This is a genomic window from Coprococcus comes ATCC 27758, from assembly GCF_025149785.1.
GTDB classification, from domain to species: Bacteria; Bacillota; Clostridia; order Lachnospirales; family Lachnospiraceae; genus Allocoprococcus; species Allocoprococcus comes.
Map to the genome: position 1 here is coordinate 1,778,304 of NZ_CP102277.1, position 13,761 is coordinate 1,792,064.

The following is a 13,761-nucleotide window of genomic DNA, read 5'->3' on the forward strand; positions in this document are numbered from 1 at the left end:
GTTCTCACCTACCTCTTGATTCGTTTAATGCTTTTGCGTATGCTGCAAAATTTACAGATGCAATCTGTGTATTTTCTTCTATCTTTTCCTCAATTTCTTCTTCTGTCATTTCTTGTTCTTCCGTAAAAATAAAATTCTTTTGCGGATACTGACTTTTTGAGTCCAATGCACAACCAATTGCCTTTCCAACATAAATTCCTACCATCCATGCGGAAATATCAGCCATCCTAGCTTTTTCACGCTCTGCCCTGTCTTTTTCTTCCTTATATATAAGAAGAGCTTTGGGAGTCATGCCCCAAAACTCTTTATAAGGAATTTCACAGCGAGCAGCCATCGGCAACCAGTATTGATAGATATAATCCGTATAACTGGAAAACTGAATTATTCTTCCGTTTCCTCTGCCGGATTCTCTTCCCCTGTTTTCTTCTTCTGGGCTTTCTTCGGTTCTTCCGTTTCGATTCCCAGCATCTTTTTGAAAAAATCAGACTGTTTAACTGCCTCCGCAAATGCATCGGTAATATCGAACATACTTCCTCCACCGAGGATATGCTGTGTAACAACACGTTCAGCTTCGGCACGATCACATTTCAGAACTACGCAAGTGAACGCCATAGCAATAAGAGTCATCTGGCCTCTCGAAAACGCTTCGGTAATAGAAATTCCCTGGCTCTCCATGTGTGTATAGTCACCGAACTGTAATTCCTGGACATTGTATGTTTTGTTGTTGATTTTTACTTTAACCATATCGGTATCTCCTTTTAACTAAAAAATAGGAAGCCTGTTACGACTTCCTATCCTGATTTTTCCTGCATATTACCCAGGAAACTGAGTAGCAGCATCCTTATTGTAAATTTCTGTAGATGGCAGAATGGAAAGAGTCATTTCTCTTGCTCCATTCACAGCACCCTCATTTACAAAAACGTCATGCTGTCCTTTCCAAGAGAACTTTCCGTCTTTTCCATCTGCGCCAAAATCAAGCTCATAAATCTGATCTGTATTGGCTGTTTCTTTGATAGATGCATATTTTTCCTTATCGTAGTTACAAGTAAACTGCATTGCGCTTACTGACTGTACGCCAGGAACAAATGTCTGTGCATTATCTTCCATATCAGTTGTTTCAATAGTTTCTCTTTCTCCACCTAACTGCGGATAGCTTTTGATTTTGCATAACTGTGTAAGAGCTGATGCAGTAGCACCGGCTTTAAGTACAGTGTTAATTGTGCTCATTCCAGCTGACATATTATCTTCCTTTCTACCGCTAACTACCAGCGGTCAGCGAATACCTCCGATTGGTATCCGGTGCAAATTTAAAATTTCTCTATTTCATTCACTGATGATACAAGACGGTTGAATCTTGCCACAGTGCGATAAATGTTTGTATCTGATGCATTATCGACAGGTTTCGGACCGTATGATCGGATGTAACCCATCTGTCGCATAGCATCACAACATTGATTTATGATATTCCTTGATTCCGTGATATTTTTATTGGAATAACACTGAATCTTAATTACTGATTTCACAGCATTCTCACTGTTTTCCAAATCCATACAAGCATCTTGATTGTCAATCTGGACAACCGATACTGCCGGAAATGCCGGAGGACTTTTACTGGAATAATTGGATACATTCTTACAAGTTTCTGCCACATAGGTTTTTATGTTGGCCAGAACTCTATTTGAAACGTCAATCATCTCCAAACACCCTCCTTGCAATCCTTGTAATTGTTTCTATGTTCCTTAATTCTGATGCCGTATTATACATGAACGGACGGGACGGCATACCCTTTGTCCAATGCCATTCTCCATTTTTGAAATAAAACCATCCTTTTTCGCCATGATTATTTACGTCATACTTCCAACCAATAATTGAAGTATCTGGATGTGGATTTTCTGATCCAACAATTCCAGTACCGAACTCAACGAATTTCGCCCACGGGCAAGCCGTATAAATGACGTATTGGGAACCATTGTAAATAATGTCACCCGGTTTCAGGCTCATACTGTTCAATAACTCACCAGTATAGATTGCGTCCTCGCTCAAAATATTGGCTTTTGCAATCACAACACCCTCTTCGGCTAACTGCCTGGTAAATTCATCACATTTATCATTCAGACTTAATCTGTACTTTCTCACCTTTTCAGCCAGTTCACGGAAACTGCTCGGAGATAACTTCGCTGTGTATCTAGGCATTTTTCGCCCTCGCTTTCAATGCGATAACCAGTCCATTTATTCCATCTGCAATACCGGCAACAGTATAATCAGCAGAATCCTTATCCACTGTACCACCTGCATTCAGTGTCGGTTCAGATATCCATACAATAGACTCTTCTTTAATAGGAAGCTTCTCCACCGTAGATGCTGTTCTGGTGTAGTCCAGATTCGTTCCAAACATATCAGCATAAGCATTTCCTCTACTTGCCGATAAAGAGGCGTAAAAAAAAGTCGGGGAACTATAACCATTGTCATAATCCCCCGTTTCATCCCCGTTTTCATCGAGAATCGGAACATTTTCAGTGTAATTTGAATACCATAATTTCTTTGTGTTTCTTTTCAGATTTCTCAATATACGCCACCCTCCACCGTAAATGCGTACCCCTGCGACCAAAATGGTCACGCACAATCTTCTTTTGCAACTTAACCCAGTTGCCGGGAGATAATCGGATCACCTAACCTCTCTTAAATCAGTGTGCATATAGCAACAACTCCTTCAAGACACGTGTTCCGGTTCGCCCATGCTCGGCTGCCGGTATTATCGCTATGGGAAAGCTCTCCCTCAGCTCCAATCTGGTTGTAATCATACATTGCAAGGTTGCGGATATTGGGAAAATACTTCTCCATATCCTTATCAACCATATCGTCTGTATAACTATCCGGGTAATTCCGTAATTTCTTTATTTCTCTATAGGCGTTTTTGACTTTTACAAGAAGCATGGATAAATCAGTTTCATCTGAAATACCAAGCTCTGTTGACAGTTCATCGTATATTTCGTTTACCAATTCATCCATACTATCACCTATTTCTTCGGAGGTCTTCCGACCTTTGGTTTTGCAACCTCCGGTTCGGATTCCTCTACTTTCTCTTCTGATTTAACTTCTTTCCATCCGCACGCAAGAAATGCGCTTTTCTGGATTTCAGAAGCGACAGTTACACGCTGTCTATCTTCTTTTTCCAATGTATACATTAAGTATCACTCCTACTCTGCCGGGTCTTCACATACACCGATAGCGTCTTTCTTCTTGTTAAGTACGAATGCATCATAGCGAACACGTCCCTCAACAAGGTATCCAGAAATACCAGGCGCATCATCGTGAATCTTGTACTCTGCAAGTTTGATTGGTGACGGCATAACAATCGGATTTGTGATAATGAAGTTTACTTTTTCCGGGAAGTAAGACTTCGGAGCTTTTACGAAGTAAACGCCATCAACTTCACCAACAAGACCGTTAATAGCAATCTGTGTAGCCATATCGCCTTTTTTGGTGAATGCTTCATCCAGTTTCAGCATATTGTAGTAGCCTGGTGTGCAAATGCAGATTCTTCCACCAGTCGGAACTTTCTTGTTGTCAAGAATTTCCTGAACTGCAAGGAATTTTTCATATGCATTGGCTTTTGTTACTGCTGTATCTTTTACGATGTTTCCAGCATCAGCACCGGCAACAAGCTTAGCAATACGGTATGTATCAATTTCCGGGATAACAACTTCATCAATCTGTCTACGGAGTGCTGCACCAGCTTCCATTGTTCCCATTGTGTCATCTTCACTCTTCTTATCAATTGTGAATGTGAACGCACGGTCTTTTGCAAGTGTCATTTCCTGCACTTCATTTCCAAGTTCTTCTGGTGTTCCATATCTGCTTGCGCCCTCTGTAGTGTAATCGCCCATTGCTGCTGTTGGCATAGAGTATACTTTTACAGTAGAGACTCCAAGCCATTCAAATGCGTAGTTTACCAGTGAAGAGGTAAGCGCACCGAGTTTAAATCTTTCATCCACCTGCTGTGAATATTTAGCTGCGTAATTTACTGCCATCTTAAATTCTCCTTTACTAACTTTTGGTAATCAGCGAACACTTCTTTACGTGTCCGGTATCTTTAAGGAAGATTAACCATTAAATCCTTTCAGGAATGGATCTTCTTTTCCATCTTCTCCCTGTCCGGCATTAACCGGCGGTCTGCTTTTCTGCCATTCTGCCTGTGCAGCCTTAATGGATGCATTATTGAATTTCTTATAAAGCTCTGTCACTTTATCACTTTCTCCGGCAAGTTCAGCTGTAGCGGCTTCTTCTGCCATTTCCTCGGACATTCCAATCGCCATATAACGCTTCTGTGCATCAATCTTAGCAAGCTTTTCTTCAAGCTCTTTGGTGTGGCGTTCTTTTGCTTCTTCGGCTTCTCTCTTCGCTTCTGCTTCCTGTTCTTCGGCTGTCTGCTTAGCTTTCAGCTGTTTACGGTAATTAGCAGCTTCGGAAGAAGTTTTATTGTAGTCGTTCTGAAGCTTTGCATTTTTGGCTCTTTCCTGTGCAAGTAATGTCTGCGCTTCTTCAAGAGTCATTTCATGCTCTTCCGGCTTGTTTTCCGGTTCCTGATTCTGCTGTACCTGTCCCTCAAGGTTTTTGTTGTCTTCCATAGTTATCATGTTCCTTTCTTTCGCGTTTAGAGTTCTCTCTCATCAGTTACATTTCGCGATTATAGACTTCTCTGTCTTCCGCGTTTGGTAAGGCACTTCTCTGTGCCATATGAAAACAGTCATGGTTTTGACCGTAATTTCTATAAATAAATAATTGAGCACCGGCAATTGATAATCTGATTTGCACTCGCTCCAAGCGAGGTATCCTTTGGGAATTGCATCCACGAATTCCCAACATGAAAAGCCTGTCCAATCAGAATGTATTTCCCATTGATTTCTCTGTGGTCTTTCCTTGTTACCTCATCCATAATAGATTCCCACCGCTTCATGGTTTTGTCGGAATTAACAGCCTCCATATATCTTGCGTGGTTAATCGCCGTATTTACTTCATTTTCAGCTATGAACCTTGCTCTATCTAGCGAATAATAGTAAGGCTCGCTCTTATGGCTTTTCGTGCTGTCTATAACATCGTAAGAAAAGCTTTTTACGTGCGTTCCCAAGTATTTGTCTACGTCCGTGTACTTTCTAAGCGTTTCTAAATAAGAATCCTCAATTTGATTACGGATTGGCTCATAATCTGTTTTGTTCGATTGAGCCATTGTAAATAGCCACGCCATAGTAGCAATGAAGTTGTTTTCTAAATCTTCTGCCATATGGATTCTTTCTGCTTTGTCCTCTTCTGGAATATTCATTTCACCGAAATACTGTTCAAATGACATACTCCGTTCATTCGTAACCAGAGCATTCAATTCATCAAAGCTAAGATTCGTGAACATCTTCATCACCGCCATTATCGGTATTCATTCCATCAAGAATCGGGGAATTTCCAGTCTGATCAGATAAGTCAGACATCGTTCTCTTCTGCTGCGTCTGTTGTTGTTGACCATCTTTCTTAATCAATGATTTCTGATATTTTTCAATCATATCTCGGCTATCGGCCCATGCCTGAGCGACATCCGGGAACAAGTCAACCTGTTCCATAGCAACACGACCATTTACGCCACAATTTATCATTGCAACCATCGAATTAACCTTTGTAGCAAGGTCATATGTCTTATTTCTGATGAATTTTGGTTTCACGTCCGAATATTCCAGTTTTAGAAGCGGACTATCATACGGCGTATCTGTAGATGCCTTGATAGCAGCTAATTCAAGCTTTACGATTTCCGCTTTTCCACGGCGTAAAATCTGTTCTTCCTTGCAAGCACTGTTTTCAGCAGCACTCCATCCTGAGGACATATTCATAGCAGAGCCGGTAGAACCACCGCCGGGGTCTGTTTGAATCGGTACATAAGCTCGCTGTAAAATCGTGTTTCTCTTGCTTACGATATTTTCCTGTACACCGGAATAATCAAACGTACTGGAAATAGCCTTCAGTAATGGCGTGCCACCGTTTCCGGTATTGTTAGCAATAATCCACTGTCCTCCAACCGGAGCTTGTGTTTTACCGTTATCATCTTTCGGCAATTCAAATCCAACGCCGAAGAATACTTCCTGTGTAGTCTGTGCTACCGCATTGGCAAAATCAGATACTTCTACGTTCAGAGCATTCATATCTGAAATCTGACGTTCAAAGCATCCTGTTCTATCGGTAGCTCGATTAAATTCCACAATCGGAATCATTTTCAGTGGATTGATTTCTCCACTGTGCTGCATGAACGACCAAGGGTTCTTAGGCTTCTCTCCATTGGTGATTTCACGCATATCTTTAATTTCGTATCTTGTGTCCGGAGTGAACACGGTATAATAAACTGTTCCGTTCTTTGTTCTGCAGAAAGTAACACCGGCAAGTTTTTCTTGCAGTGCCGAATTACGATAAATGCAGAAAGTAAATAATGGATTCAGCGTTACCAAATCAAACGGGCAAAGTCCGTCAAAGTTGCGCTTGATATCGACAAACTGATAACCAACGCCGGTAATCTCAACAAATCTTCCAAGCTCCTGATCTTTGGAGAATGCATATTCCGCATCGTTAAGCTCATTCAACATAGAAATCGAATCATCCTGGAAATCATTTTCTTTTTCAGTTGATTTCTTCAAATCCTTATTTCCACGCTGAACATATGTAATTGGCTGCCCCCATACATAGCCAAGCTTGAACTCTGTAATCTGGTTTGCCAGATTGTCAGATACTTTAATATTTACTTCCTTACGGATAATTTTCTTTCTAACAAGTGGCTGAATACCTTTTTCATATCGCATCAGAAGAACCATATCATCTACATTTTTCATGTGAATCGTCATTGCTTCTTCCAACACCTGAAAGATATTCTCGCTTGTAATCTTTGCAACATCCGTATAAATCCGGCATCTGCCAGTCAGTTCCGGATACACAAACACTTCATTGTCCTCAGACACCGAATTTCACCTACCTTTGCATAAAAAAAGAAAGAGCTTCACGTGATAGCGACACGCAAAACTCTTTATTCATGAACGAATTACAATTTCTTCGATTATAATTATATAGTATTTTTTTATGCTTTTTATGCAAGTTACTCTGAAACATACTTTTTTATTCTTCTGGACACTACAGACTGGTCAAGTCCAATTTCCATAGCAATTTGCTGTTGAGACTTTCCGTCTTTCACATATTCCAGAATCATTTTATCTTCCAAGTCCGTACAATCAGCAATCAGACGGTCAATTCCAATCGTAAGATTTTTCAACCGCTCAATATCCTCTTGCACCTTAATTTCCATTTCCCGACATTTCTGTTCCCACTCTTTCATCTGTGCTATTTCATATTCATTGCATCCGCTGACACTGAATCCCCGTGGCTCATACGGGAACTGAGGATTGGATCCGTAAACTTTCCCGGCATAGCAAGACGGACGTTTTTCTATGTAATCAGTAAGCTTCTGACGGTCCTTTTCAAGGAGGACTCCAAGCAATTTGTAATTCGCAATATCTTTTCTGGTGATTTTCATTTCTATGTATTCTCCTTAAACTGGGCTCTGGATTATTTGCGCTGTTCGAACAAATCCTGTTGTTACGAATAGTGCGAAGCTTGCTAATCCATCGGGTACATCATCATGCGGATTTTTCCCGCGTACTGAATAGCTGAGCAAGAATCCCATCATCTTTCCGTAGTCCTCTTTTGGTTTGTAATTCTCTCGGTCACGGAATAGTACGTGTTTCTTTACCCAATCTGCATTTACAATAATCTTCGTTTCCTTGTTAGATTCCGTATATTTCGTAGTAATGTTGCAATGACCGCCCTTTTGCTCAACCAGTTTGCTTACTTCCAGCGCTACACGATCACCACCATTGTTGCTTTCAAACTGGCATTGTTGCATTCCGGTATTTACAATCAAATCAGACGTTCTCTCATACTGGATTCCATAATTGGAATTATCATCGCATACACACTCGGTAAGGTAGAAATCATTTCCATACTGTAGCATACATGGTAAAAACAAAAAGTCTGTACCTTTATTTTTCGTATCGCATATGCCCCATACGGCATCCGGTTCCGTAATAGGAAGCGTGATGAATCGTCTAAGTTCTTCATCCGTATACAGAAGTCCTTCACGTTCGATAGGCTCATTCTTGTACAGGCACTTGTAGGAGATTTCATCCATTGTTCTTTCCTGATCGTGGAAGAACTCAACACTGAATCCATTGTATTTGTAATCAAAGTTTGATTTTCCTGTTACCGGATCAATGTCTGGAACAGCAATGAATTTCGCTCTATCATCTCCGTCATAAATATCTTTCAGCCGACCAATAACATCATGCACGGACCATCTGGTAGCAATATGGATCTCCTTACAGCCGTCCATTTTTCGCTGTTTAGCATCAGTACCGTAGATTCTCCATAACTTGTCCAGAATATTTTTATTCAGTGCTTCTTCGATACCACCAATCAAATCATCACAATACAGGTATCTGTTGGCACGGACCTTACCGGCATTCTTACTTCCTACAGATGTACATTGGATATTTGAGAATGGTTTGTATTTGTTGAAATTGATGGTTTCTCGCTTAGCATTGGTGCTATGAAATTTCACATCCGGAAAAATCTCTTGCCAGCAATATTCATCTGAGTTCGTTGTGATATCCATTACTCCGTCGTAGAACATTCTGGTAATATCTCCACTGTGCGAGAAAAACAAACTGAAATCGTCCGGGTGTCTTCCGATTATCCATGAACAGAAAAACTTTTCAAGAGTGGTCTTCTGCGTACCCGGTGGCATGGAAATTGAAAGAATATCCAATTTATCATCTTCCATGTCCTGTAGTGATTGAATCAACCCATGCTTATTCAATTGCTTTCTTTTTGGAGAATAAAAACGATCCTGTTCTAATCGCTTTCGCTCAAGATAGAGCAGATAGCTGTCAAATAAATGTGGCGCTTCAAATTTTAACGCCTGCCAATACAAATCCTCAAAACGTATATCTTGATTCTGTACAAGAAGTCTTTGAGCAGATAATTTCACAGCTTTTGAAAGCTTTAAACAATATTTGAGGTAATCTTGGCTGTCTTCATACATATTCAAGCATAACTGCATGATATTATCCCATGTGCTGTATTTATTTGATGGTTGCATCTTCAATGCATTGGCTATTCGCTTGTATTCCGTAAAATTCATCTGCTCACCTCCTTGCAAATCAAAAAAAGAGCCAATATCTGCGATTTCTCACAAATATCAGCTCTGGCTCTTAGGCTCTGGCACTAAATCATTCATTTTTCTTCATATTCATATTTTACATTTCCGTATTCATCCGGCATAGGGATTGTTAATGATACTATTTTCTTTCCGCATCCCGGACAATACGGTGGTGTAAATCCACTTTCGCTAAGTTTCGATCCATAATAAGGTTTGTTTGCGTTATATTCAATTTTCTTGAATACATATCCGCAATGAGCACAGATTGGTTTAAACATTACAGTGGAAGTGGAATCATCTATAGTTTCATCTACTATCATTTCGCATCTTCCCGTCCTTAATCACTGGATAATACGCTTTCTTACAGTGTTTACACCATATCGGCGTATTCTCAATATTGGAATTTTTCTCTATCCGCTGTCCAGTCTTGTGACCGGCCGGACAGTAATACCAATTTTCTTTTATCTGCTCCATTATTCTAACCACTCATTGTCCAAATAATAAAATCCATACACAATGCCTCCTGTTAGTATGATCCATGCAATCCAAAATATAACCATAGCCACTGTTGCATTGGTTTCAAACATTTTCACAATATCGTCAATCGAACTGTCCTTGTAAAAGTGTGTCTTGTTTGGAATTGTTCCATCTCTAAGGTCTGCAAAAATCGTACCCTTGTACTTTGTTTTCACTCCGTAATACACAAATCGCACTTTCACACGTTCGCCAGACTCCCAACTGTACACCTTATCTCCAGGAATTGTTTTTATGTATTTTGAAGATGGCAAATCTATCTTGTTGTAAGAAAAAGTGGATCCGCAAAATTTAATTTCTTTTGCGTGTAAAGATTCTACATTCTCTGTTTCCCATTCATAATAAACTCTAATTCTTGTATGCTCTTTACCTTTAGAATCCTTCTCAGTTATTTCTTCTTCGTGACGTTCCCGTCTTTCTTCTATCTTTTTAACAAAGATATATTCTCCACCAATTTCTGGATAAGTAACAGTATCCACGGATTCTAATTTTCCGTATACAAAAGCATTTCCAATGTTTGTATCCATTCCATAACGGAACAAATCTTCATCTTTAATTTTAACTGCTTTATTGTATTTCTCATTATCGTCCATAATACTATTAGAAATTTCTCCAGAAATCAAAAAGCCAATTAAAAGCATCACGGCAATAATAGATATACTTGCTAAGACTTCACGCTTCGTAATCTCCATTTATTTATCTCCGAATAGATTCTGTGGTGCATCTTCCGACACATCATATTCCAAATATGAATAGGACTGCTTTTCGTAGCCGGTCACATTAAGAAAAATACTTGTCGGAAACTTACGCACGTACCGATTGTACTGTTTCACCTGCTTATTGAAGTTGCTTCGATATTCAGCAATCATATTTTCTGTGATTGACAGCTCATTCATTAGCTGCTTGTAGTTTTCATTCGACTTCAACTCTGGATATGCTTCACTTACTGCCGTAATAGCTGTAGTGACATTTTCAATATCTCCAGCCTGACCTCTTCCATCAACAACAGCTTTCAATGTTTCCGCCTCATGTGAATCATACTGTTTCACGCAATCCGCAAGATTGTATACAAGGTCAACTCTTCGTTTTTCCTGCACCTTGATATCCGACTGTGCCGTCTTTACTTGCTCTTCCATTGCAATAGCCCTATTTTGTGAACTGTATACTCCAAATACACACATTAAAACTACTGCAACAACGCTACCAAATGCAATTAAGGCTACTTTCCAATTACTTTTCATCTATTTACCCCTTTGTATGACAAGTGTTTGTAATCTTTCCGTACACATCTTCATACAGCGCCTGTTTGTCCCCGTTGTATGTGTACTCTGCATAGATGCCATCACCGCTAATGTCAGTTGAAGCAAGGCACTTATAATTCTGCAATGTCTTACATGACCAAACGATAAATACATTGCTTAAATCAATCTCAACCTCCGGTTTATGCTCATGGTACCATTCAACAAGTTTCTTTTTACATACACTCTGAAAGTGATCCATTCCTGTGATAATCATGATTAAGCCTCCTCATAAATAATATCCAAACCATAAGCAACCGCAGCATCATGCTCAATCTTGCATCCTCTTGCATTCTCCCAGCCTTTACAGAAGTACGCTGCATGGCACAGAGACATATTCTCTAAGGACTTAGCAAGAAAACACAATGGAATCTGAACTACTCCACGTTCTTTCATTGCGTCAGTGCTGTACCACTCATCTGTGAAAAGAGTATTCACAACCTCATATCCTTTTTCTTCAAGAACCTTAATTGCTTTCTCTCTTGTTGCTACAATTTCTTCATCTGTCTTTCCAGCCATCGGCTGACTTAACATTGCTTTCTTCATGATTAATCCTCCTACTCTGCAAATACCCAATCTTCTGCAAGCATATCTGCCTGACTTGCGAGCCATCCCATCTGTACTCCTGATGTTCCGACAAAGGCGATAGCCATGTTTCCGATAGCATCATGTTCGCAGTTTACGATATCTCCATCCGCTGTCTTGTAAGAAATTCCTGTAGCAAGCTGGATATACTGCTTCTTCCCATTCCATCCTTTTCTTGCTACTTTCATGCCACGTTTCAGATACTTAATTGCTTCTCCAAATGAGAATGTAGCCTCGCCACCCAATTCCGGACAATTCTTACTATCTGCTAACGTCCATTCATCACTTGCGATATTGGAAAATGTATAGTCCGGAACCTGCGTCTCACGGATATCCATATCAACGCCATCTTTGGTGTGCATGATAATCGTCTGCTTTTCCTTTGACCAGTACCAATAACCAGCCCAAGACGGAAGTTTTACCTTTGCTCCATGTTTCATTGCTTCAAATGCTTCTTTAAATGTCATCGTTCAGTTCTCCTTTCTACAAGCCCTCTTGCTCCGCTTTCCATTTCGATACTCTATCTTTCATGATTTTTCTTGCTTTTTCTTGAGGCATATCTTTTGGAAATGTGGCAGCTATTAGAATTTCGTACCCATGACCCGAAATTTCTCTTTTAATTTCATTTCTAGCGAATGAATAAAACGGCTCGTCAAAATAGATGTTTTTCAATGTTTTGTAATTAAACGCCGCCTCATAACATAAACCAACATCCTCATTGGCATCACATTGAAGTTCGTCTGTGTCGTATTCCTCAATTGTAGCTACGTCACAATAATATCTTTTTTCACTGTTCAGCATTGCACATATCAGTTCAGCTTTCTCTCTGCTTAATGCAACTGTTCGAATGCAATAATCAGAATACTCACCAGATGTAATTACATACACTTTCATTTCATCACGCTCCTTTTTCTCGAAACTGACATAGCCGGACTTGAACCGGCAACCCTCCGGTTAACAGCCGGACGCTCTACCATTGAGCTATACGCCAAAATGCAGAGAACGGTCAAGTAAACTCTGCATTTACTGAATTGAAGTATTGTTTTAAACATGATTAAGGCTTCCCTTTATTCATCATGGTAGAAATCATATTCAGCCAGTGTGACGATAAGTCTGAGCGTCCAGGAGCGACCCTTGGCTTCTTACCGTTGTCAAAGCACACACGGGATTGATACCCATAAATTTCACGGTTCTTTCAGAATATCATAGTTGTATCTTATGTCTTACACCTATTCGCTTTATTTTTATCATGCCATACCGCTACTTTAACGAATTTCTTGTGTTATACTCCGATTTCTCAGATTCAAGGCAAATCAGCTTATTGAGAATTTCCAGTTAGTCCGTAGTCTCTCACACTACTCACATCACCGGATTATTCTTGCACCGCAAGCGTCTATTCTACGCTGACCACAAGGATTCTGCATTTGATTTCTCTATGATGATACACTGCACGGCGTTGTTGATGGTTTCCATCTTCTCCAACAGAATCGCTTCTACCGGAAAGAATCAGTTGATCCAGTATCCCGAACCAACCTATCTCATCACCAATGCATCTCAGCAGGACTGAAAAATCCATCTTCACTGAGTTAATCATGTTTAAACAGACCGAATAGGGATCGAACCTATGACTACGGTTTTGGAGACCGTTGTTTTGCCAATTAAACTATCGACCTACGGGGTAATTGGGAATCGAACCCAAACTATCAGAGTCAAAGTCTGATGCTCTGCCATTGAGCTATTACCCAATAAAGCTGCCGACCGGAGTCGAACCGGTAACCTGCTGATTCGTAATCAGCTGCTCTATCCAATTGAGCTATGACAGCAGATAGTAAATACGGTTTTTATGTGATTTACTACCAGAGATGCGATGTCTGTTAATAGTTCCTCGTTTCCAAGAACCGCAAAACTTGAAAAATAGCGGATGTCGGGGTTGAACCGACTTTTCAAGATCATGAGTCTTGCGTGGAGCCGTTCCACTAATCCGCAGCGCCGCATGAAGGAATCGAACCTCCAAGTCGTTTACCGACCGAATGCCTAGCAAGCATCTCCAATACCATTATGGGAATACGGCATACTGGCTGGATGAATCGTCATTCAATTACGCCT

The 13,761-nt window shown here is 40.2% G+C and carries 23 protein-coding genes and 5 tRNA genes; 1 reads left to right on the top strand and 27 read right to left on the bottom strand.

Annotation, left to right across the window (positions count from 1 at the left end; translation table 11 throughout):
• Positions 1-4 precede the first annotated feature (4 nt).
• From NQ556_RS08865 to NQ556_RS08930, 14 genes are all read right to left on the bottom strand, one after another.
• A complete protein-coding gene (locus tag NQ556_RS08865) occupies positions 5-334 on the bottom strand; it encodes a hypothetical protein (protein WP_008375469.1) in 330 nt (109 codons plus the stop codon).
• 47 nt (positions 335-381) lie between these two features.
• Positions 382-744: a hypothetical protein gene (locus NQ556_RS08870; RefSeq protein WP_008375468.1), complete on the bottom strand. Its 363-nt coding sequence runs from the start codon at positions 742-744 to the stop codon at positions 382-384.
• A gap of 69 nt (positions 745-813) precedes the next feature.
• Complete coding sequence (locus NQ556_RS08875) at positions 814-1,239, bottom strand: phage tail tube protein (protein WP_008375467.1); 426 nt, start codon at positions 1,237-1,239, stop codon at positions 814-816.
• 68 nt (positions 1,240-1,307) lie between these two features.
• A complete protein-coding gene (locus tag NQ556_RS08880) occupies positions 1,308-1,694 on the bottom strand; it encodes a hypothetical protein (protein ID WP_008375466.1) in 387 nt (128 codons plus the stop codon).
• Positions 1,687-2,193, bottom strand: coding sequence for a hypothetical protein (locus tag NQ556_RS08885; protein ID WP_008375465.1), 507 nt, complete (start codon positions 2,191-2,193; stop codon positions 1,687-1,689). The genes NQ556_RS08880 and NQ556_RS08885 overlap by 8 nt, the downstream gene beginning before the upstream one ends.
• Positions 2,186-2,566 carry a hypothetical protein gene (locus NQ556_RS08890; protein ID WP_044999271.1) on the bottom strand — a complete coding sequence of 127 codons (381 nt, stop codon included), beginning with the start codon at positions 2,564-2,566 and terminating at the stop codon, positions 2,186-2,188. Before NQ556_RS08890 ends, NQ556_RS08885 begins: the two co-directional genes overlap by 8 nt.
• A 113-nt stretch (positions 2,567-2,679) precedes the next feature.
• The gene (locus tag NQ556_RS08895; protein ID WP_008375463.1) at positions 2,680-3,009 is read right to left on the bottom strand and encodes a hypothetical protein; all 330 of its coding nucleotides are present in this window, start codon (positions 3,007-3,009) and stop codon (positions 2,680-2,682) included.
• Positions 3,010-3,017: 8 nt separating this feature from the next.
• Positions 3,018-3,185, bottom strand: a complete 168-nt coding sequence (locus tag NQ556_RS08900; RefSeq protein WP_008375462.1) for a hypothetical protein — start codon at positions 3,183-3,185, stop codon at positions 3,018-3,020.
• Positions 3,186-3,197: 12 nt separating this feature from the next.
• Positions 3,198-4,031 (bottom strand): phage capsid protein, encoded by an 834-nt coding sequence (locus NQ556_RS08905; RefSeq protein WP_204575998.1) that lies wholly within the window; start codon positions 4,029-4,031, stop codon positions 3,198-3,200.
• A gap of 72 nt (positions 4,032-4,103) precedes the next feature.
• The gene (locus NQ556_RS08910) at positions 4,104-4,628 is read right to left on the bottom strand and encodes a hypothetical protein (RefSeq protein WP_044999270.1); all 525 of its coding nucleotides are present in this window, start codon (positions 4,626-4,628) and stop codon (positions 4,104-4,106) included.
• Positions 4,629-4,768: 140 nt separating this feature from the next.
• The gene (locus tag NQ556_RS08915) at positions 4,769-5,404 is read right to left on the bottom strand and encodes a phage minor head protein (protein WP_044999269.1); all 636 of its coding nucleotides are present in this window, start codon (positions 5,402-5,404) and stop codon (positions 4,769-4,771) included.
• Positions 5,388-6,986, bottom strand: coding sequence for a phage portal protein (locus NQ556_RS08920; RefSeq protein ID WP_204575999.1), 1,599 nt, complete (start codon positions 6,984-6,986; stop codon positions 5,388-5,390). The genes NQ556_RS08915 and NQ556_RS08920 overlap by 17 nt, the downstream gene beginning before the upstream one ends.
• Before the next feature lie 134 nt (positions 6,987-7,120).
• Positions 7,121-7,555, bottom strand: a complete 435-nt coding sequence (locus NQ556_RS08925; protein ID WP_008375452.1) for a helix-turn-helix domain-containing protein — start codon at positions 7,553-7,555, stop codon at positions 7,121-7,123.
• Between the two features lie 15 nt (positions 7,556-7,570).
• Entirely contained in the window at positions 7,571-8,710 is a 1,140-nt protein-coding gene (locus NQ556_RS08930; protein WP_147574790.1) for a hypothetical protein, read from the bottom strand.
• Positions 8,711-8,829: 119 nt separating this feature from the next.
• Between NQ556_RS08930 and NQ556_RS08935 the strand changes: the two genes are divergently transcribed.
• Positions 8,830-9,096, top strand: a complete 267-nt coding sequence (locus NQ556_RS08935; RefSeq protein ID WP_147574788.1) for a hypothetical protein — start codon at positions 8,830-8,832, stop codon at positions 9,094-9,096.
• Positions 9,097-9,312: 216 nt separating this feature from the next.
• Here NQ556_RS08935 and NQ556_RS08940 read toward each other — a convergent pair whose 3' ends face one another.
• The 13 genes from NQ556_RS08940 to NQ556_RS08995 all read right to left on the bottom strand — a co-directional run bounded on the left by NQ556_RS08940 (position 9,313) and on the right by NQ556_RS08995 (position 13,726).
• Complete coding sequence (locus NQ556_RS08940) at positions 9,313-9,558, bottom strand: hypothetical protein (RefSeq protein WP_008375448.1); 246 nt, start codon at positions 9,556-9,558, stop codon at positions 9,313-9,315.
• On the bottom strand, positions 9,545-9,712 hold the full coding sequence (locus tag NQ556_RS16855) for a cysteine-rich KTR domain-containing protein (protein WP_204576001.1): 168 nt from the start codon (positions 9,710-9,712) through the stop codon (positions 9,545-9,547). Before NQ556_RS16855 ends, NQ556_RS08940 begins: the two co-directional genes overlap by 14 nt.
• Complete coding sequence (locus NQ556_RS08945) at positions 9,712-10,464, bottom strand: hypothetical protein (RefSeq protein ID WP_008375446.1); 753 nt, start codon at positions 10,462-10,464, stop codon at positions 9,712-9,714. Before NQ556_RS08945 ends, NQ556_RS16855 begins: the two co-directional genes overlap by 1 nt.
• The gene (locus tag NQ556_RS08950; protein ID WP_008375444.1) at positions 10,465-11,013 is read right to left on the bottom strand and encodes a LemA family protein; all 549 of its coding nucleotides are present in this window, start codon (positions 11,011-11,013) and stop codon (positions 10,465-10,467) included.
• Between the two features lie 4 nt (positions 11,014-11,017).
• The gene (locus NQ556_RS08955; RefSeq protein ID WP_008375441.1) at positions 11,018-11,287 is read right to left on the bottom strand and encodes a DUF6275 family protein; all 270 of its coding nucleotides are present in this window, start codon (positions 11,285-11,287) and stop codon (positions 11,018-11,020) included.
• A gap of 2 nt (positions 11,288-11,289) precedes the next feature.
• Complete coding sequence (locus tag NQ556_RS08960) at positions 11,290-11,616, bottom strand: DUF4406 domain-containing protein (protein WP_008375439.1); 327 nt, start codon at positions 11,614-11,616, stop codon at positions 11,290-11,292.
• Between the two features lie 11 nt (positions 11,617-11,627).
• On the bottom strand, positions 11,628-12,122 hold the full coding sequence (locus tag NQ556_RS08965; RefSeq protein WP_008375437.1) for a DUF2829 domain-containing protein: 495 nt from the start codon (positions 12,120-12,122) through the stop codon (positions 11,628-11,630).
• A gap of 16 nt (positions 12,123-12,138) precedes the next feature.
• A complete protein-coding gene (locus NQ556_RS08970) occupies positions 12,139-12,549 on the bottom strand; it encodes a DUF7336 domain-containing protein (protein ID WP_008375434.1) in 411 nt (136 codons plus the stop codon).
• A 25-nt stretch (positions 12,550-12,574) separates the two neighbouring features.
• Positions 12,575-12,646 (bottom strand) — tRNA-Asn (locus tag NQ556_RS08975).
• A gap of 610 nt (positions 12,647-13,256) precedes the next feature.
• Positions 13,257-13,328, bottom strand: a tRNA-Trp gene (locus NQ556_RS08980).
• Position 13,329: 1 nt separating this feature from the next.
• Positions 13,330-13,399 (bottom strand) — tRNA-Gln (locus NQ556_RS08985).
• 5 nt (positions 13,400-13,404) lie between these two features.
• Positions 13,405-13,478, bottom strand: a tRNA-Arg gene (locus NQ556_RS08990).
• Between the two features lie 164 nt (positions 13,479-13,642).
• Positions 13,643-13,726, bottom strand: a tRNA-Ser gene (locus NQ556_RS08995).
• Positions 13,727-13,761 lie beyond the last annotated feature (35 nt).

What these genes read in the sequence shown, in the direction of transcription:
- NQ556_RS08960 (WP_008375439.1), bottom strand. Translation starts at nt 11,616, where the DNA reads ATGAAGAAAGCAATGTTAAGTCAGCCGATGGCTGGAAAGACAGATGAA.
- NQ556_RS08910 (WP_044999270.1), bottom strand. Translation starts at nt 4,628, where the DNA reads ATGGAAGACAACAAAAACCTTGAGGGACAGGTACAGCAGAATCAGGAA.
- NQ556_RS08885 (WP_008375465.1), bottom strand. Translation starts at nt 2,193, where the DNA reads ATGCCTAGATACACAGCGAAGTTATCTCCGAGCAGTTTCCGTGAACTG.
- NQ556_RS08930 (WP_147574790.1), bottom strand. Translation starts at nt 8,710, where the DNA reads ATGTTCTACGACGGAGTAATGGATATCACAACGAACTCAGATGAATAT.
- NQ556_RS08870 (WP_008375468.1), bottom strand. Translation starts at nt 744, where the DNA reads ATGGTTAAAGTAAAAATCAACAACAAAACATACAATGTCCAGGAATTA.
- NQ556_RS08950 (WP_008375444.1), bottom strand. Translation starts at nt 11,013, where the DNA reads ATGAAAAGTAATTGGAAAGTAGCCTTAATTGCATTTGGTAGCGTTGTT.
- NQ556_RS08940 (WP_008375448.1), bottom strand. Translation starts at nt 9,558, where the DNA reads ATGATAGTAGATGAAACTATAGATGATTCCACTTCCACTGTAATGTTT.
- NQ556_RS08865 (WP_008375469.1), bottom strand. Translation starts at nt 334, where the DNA reads ATGGCTGCTCGCTGTGAAATTCCTTATAAAGAGTTTTGGGGCATGACT.
- NQ556_RS08900 (WP_008375462.1), bottom strand. Translation starts at nt 3,185, where the DNA reads ATGTATACATTGGAAAAAGAAGATAGACAGCGTGTAACTGTCGCTTCT.
- NQ556_RS08895 (WP_008375463.1), bottom strand. Translation starts at nt 3,009, where the DNA reads ATGGATGAATTGGTAAACGAAATATACGATGAACTGTCAACAGAGCTT.
- NQ556_RS08945 (WP_008375446.1), bottom strand. Translation starts at nt 10,464, where the DNA reads ATGGAGATTACGAAGCGTGAAGTCTTAGCAAGTATATCTATTATTGCC.
- NQ556_RS08955 (WP_008375441.1), bottom strand. Translation starts at nt 11,287, where the DNA reads ATGATTATCACAGGAATGGATCACTTTCAGAGTGTATGTAAAAAGAAA.
- NQ556_RS08875 (WP_008375467.1), bottom strand. Translation starts at nt 1,239, where the DNA reads ATGTCAGCTGGAATGAGCACAATTAACACTGTACTTAAAGCCGGTGCT.
- NQ556_RS08905 (WP_204575998.1), bottom strand. Translation starts at nt 4,031, where the DNA reads ATGGCAGTAAATTACGCAGCTAAATATTCACAGCAGGTGGATGAAAGA.
- NQ556_RS08970 (WP_008375434.1), bottom strand. Translation starts at nt 12,549, where the DNA reads ATGAAAGTGTATGTAATTACATCTGGTGAGTATTCTGATTATTGCATT.
- NQ556_RS08915 (WP_044999269.1), bottom strand. Translation starts at nt 5,404, where the DNA reads ATGTTCACGAATCTTAGCTTTGATGAATTGAATGCTCTGGTTACGAAT.
- NQ556_RS08965 (WP_008375437.1), bottom strand. Translation starts at nt 12,122, where the DNA reads ATGACATTTAAAGAAGCATTTGAAGCAATGAAACATGGAGCAAAGGTA.
- NQ556_RS08925 (WP_008375452.1), bottom strand. Translation starts at nt 7,555, where the DNA reads ATGAAAATCACCAGAAAAGATATTGCGAATTACAAATTGCTTGGAGTC.
- NQ556_RS08880 (WP_008375466.1), bottom strand. Translation starts at nt 1,694, where the DNA reads ATGATTGACGTTTCAAATAGAGTTCTGGCCAACATAAAAACCTATGTG.
- NQ556_RS16855 (WP_204576001.1), bottom strand. Translation starts at nt 9,712, where the DNA reads ATGGAGCAGATAAAAGAAAATTGGTATTACTGTCCGGCCGGTCACAAG.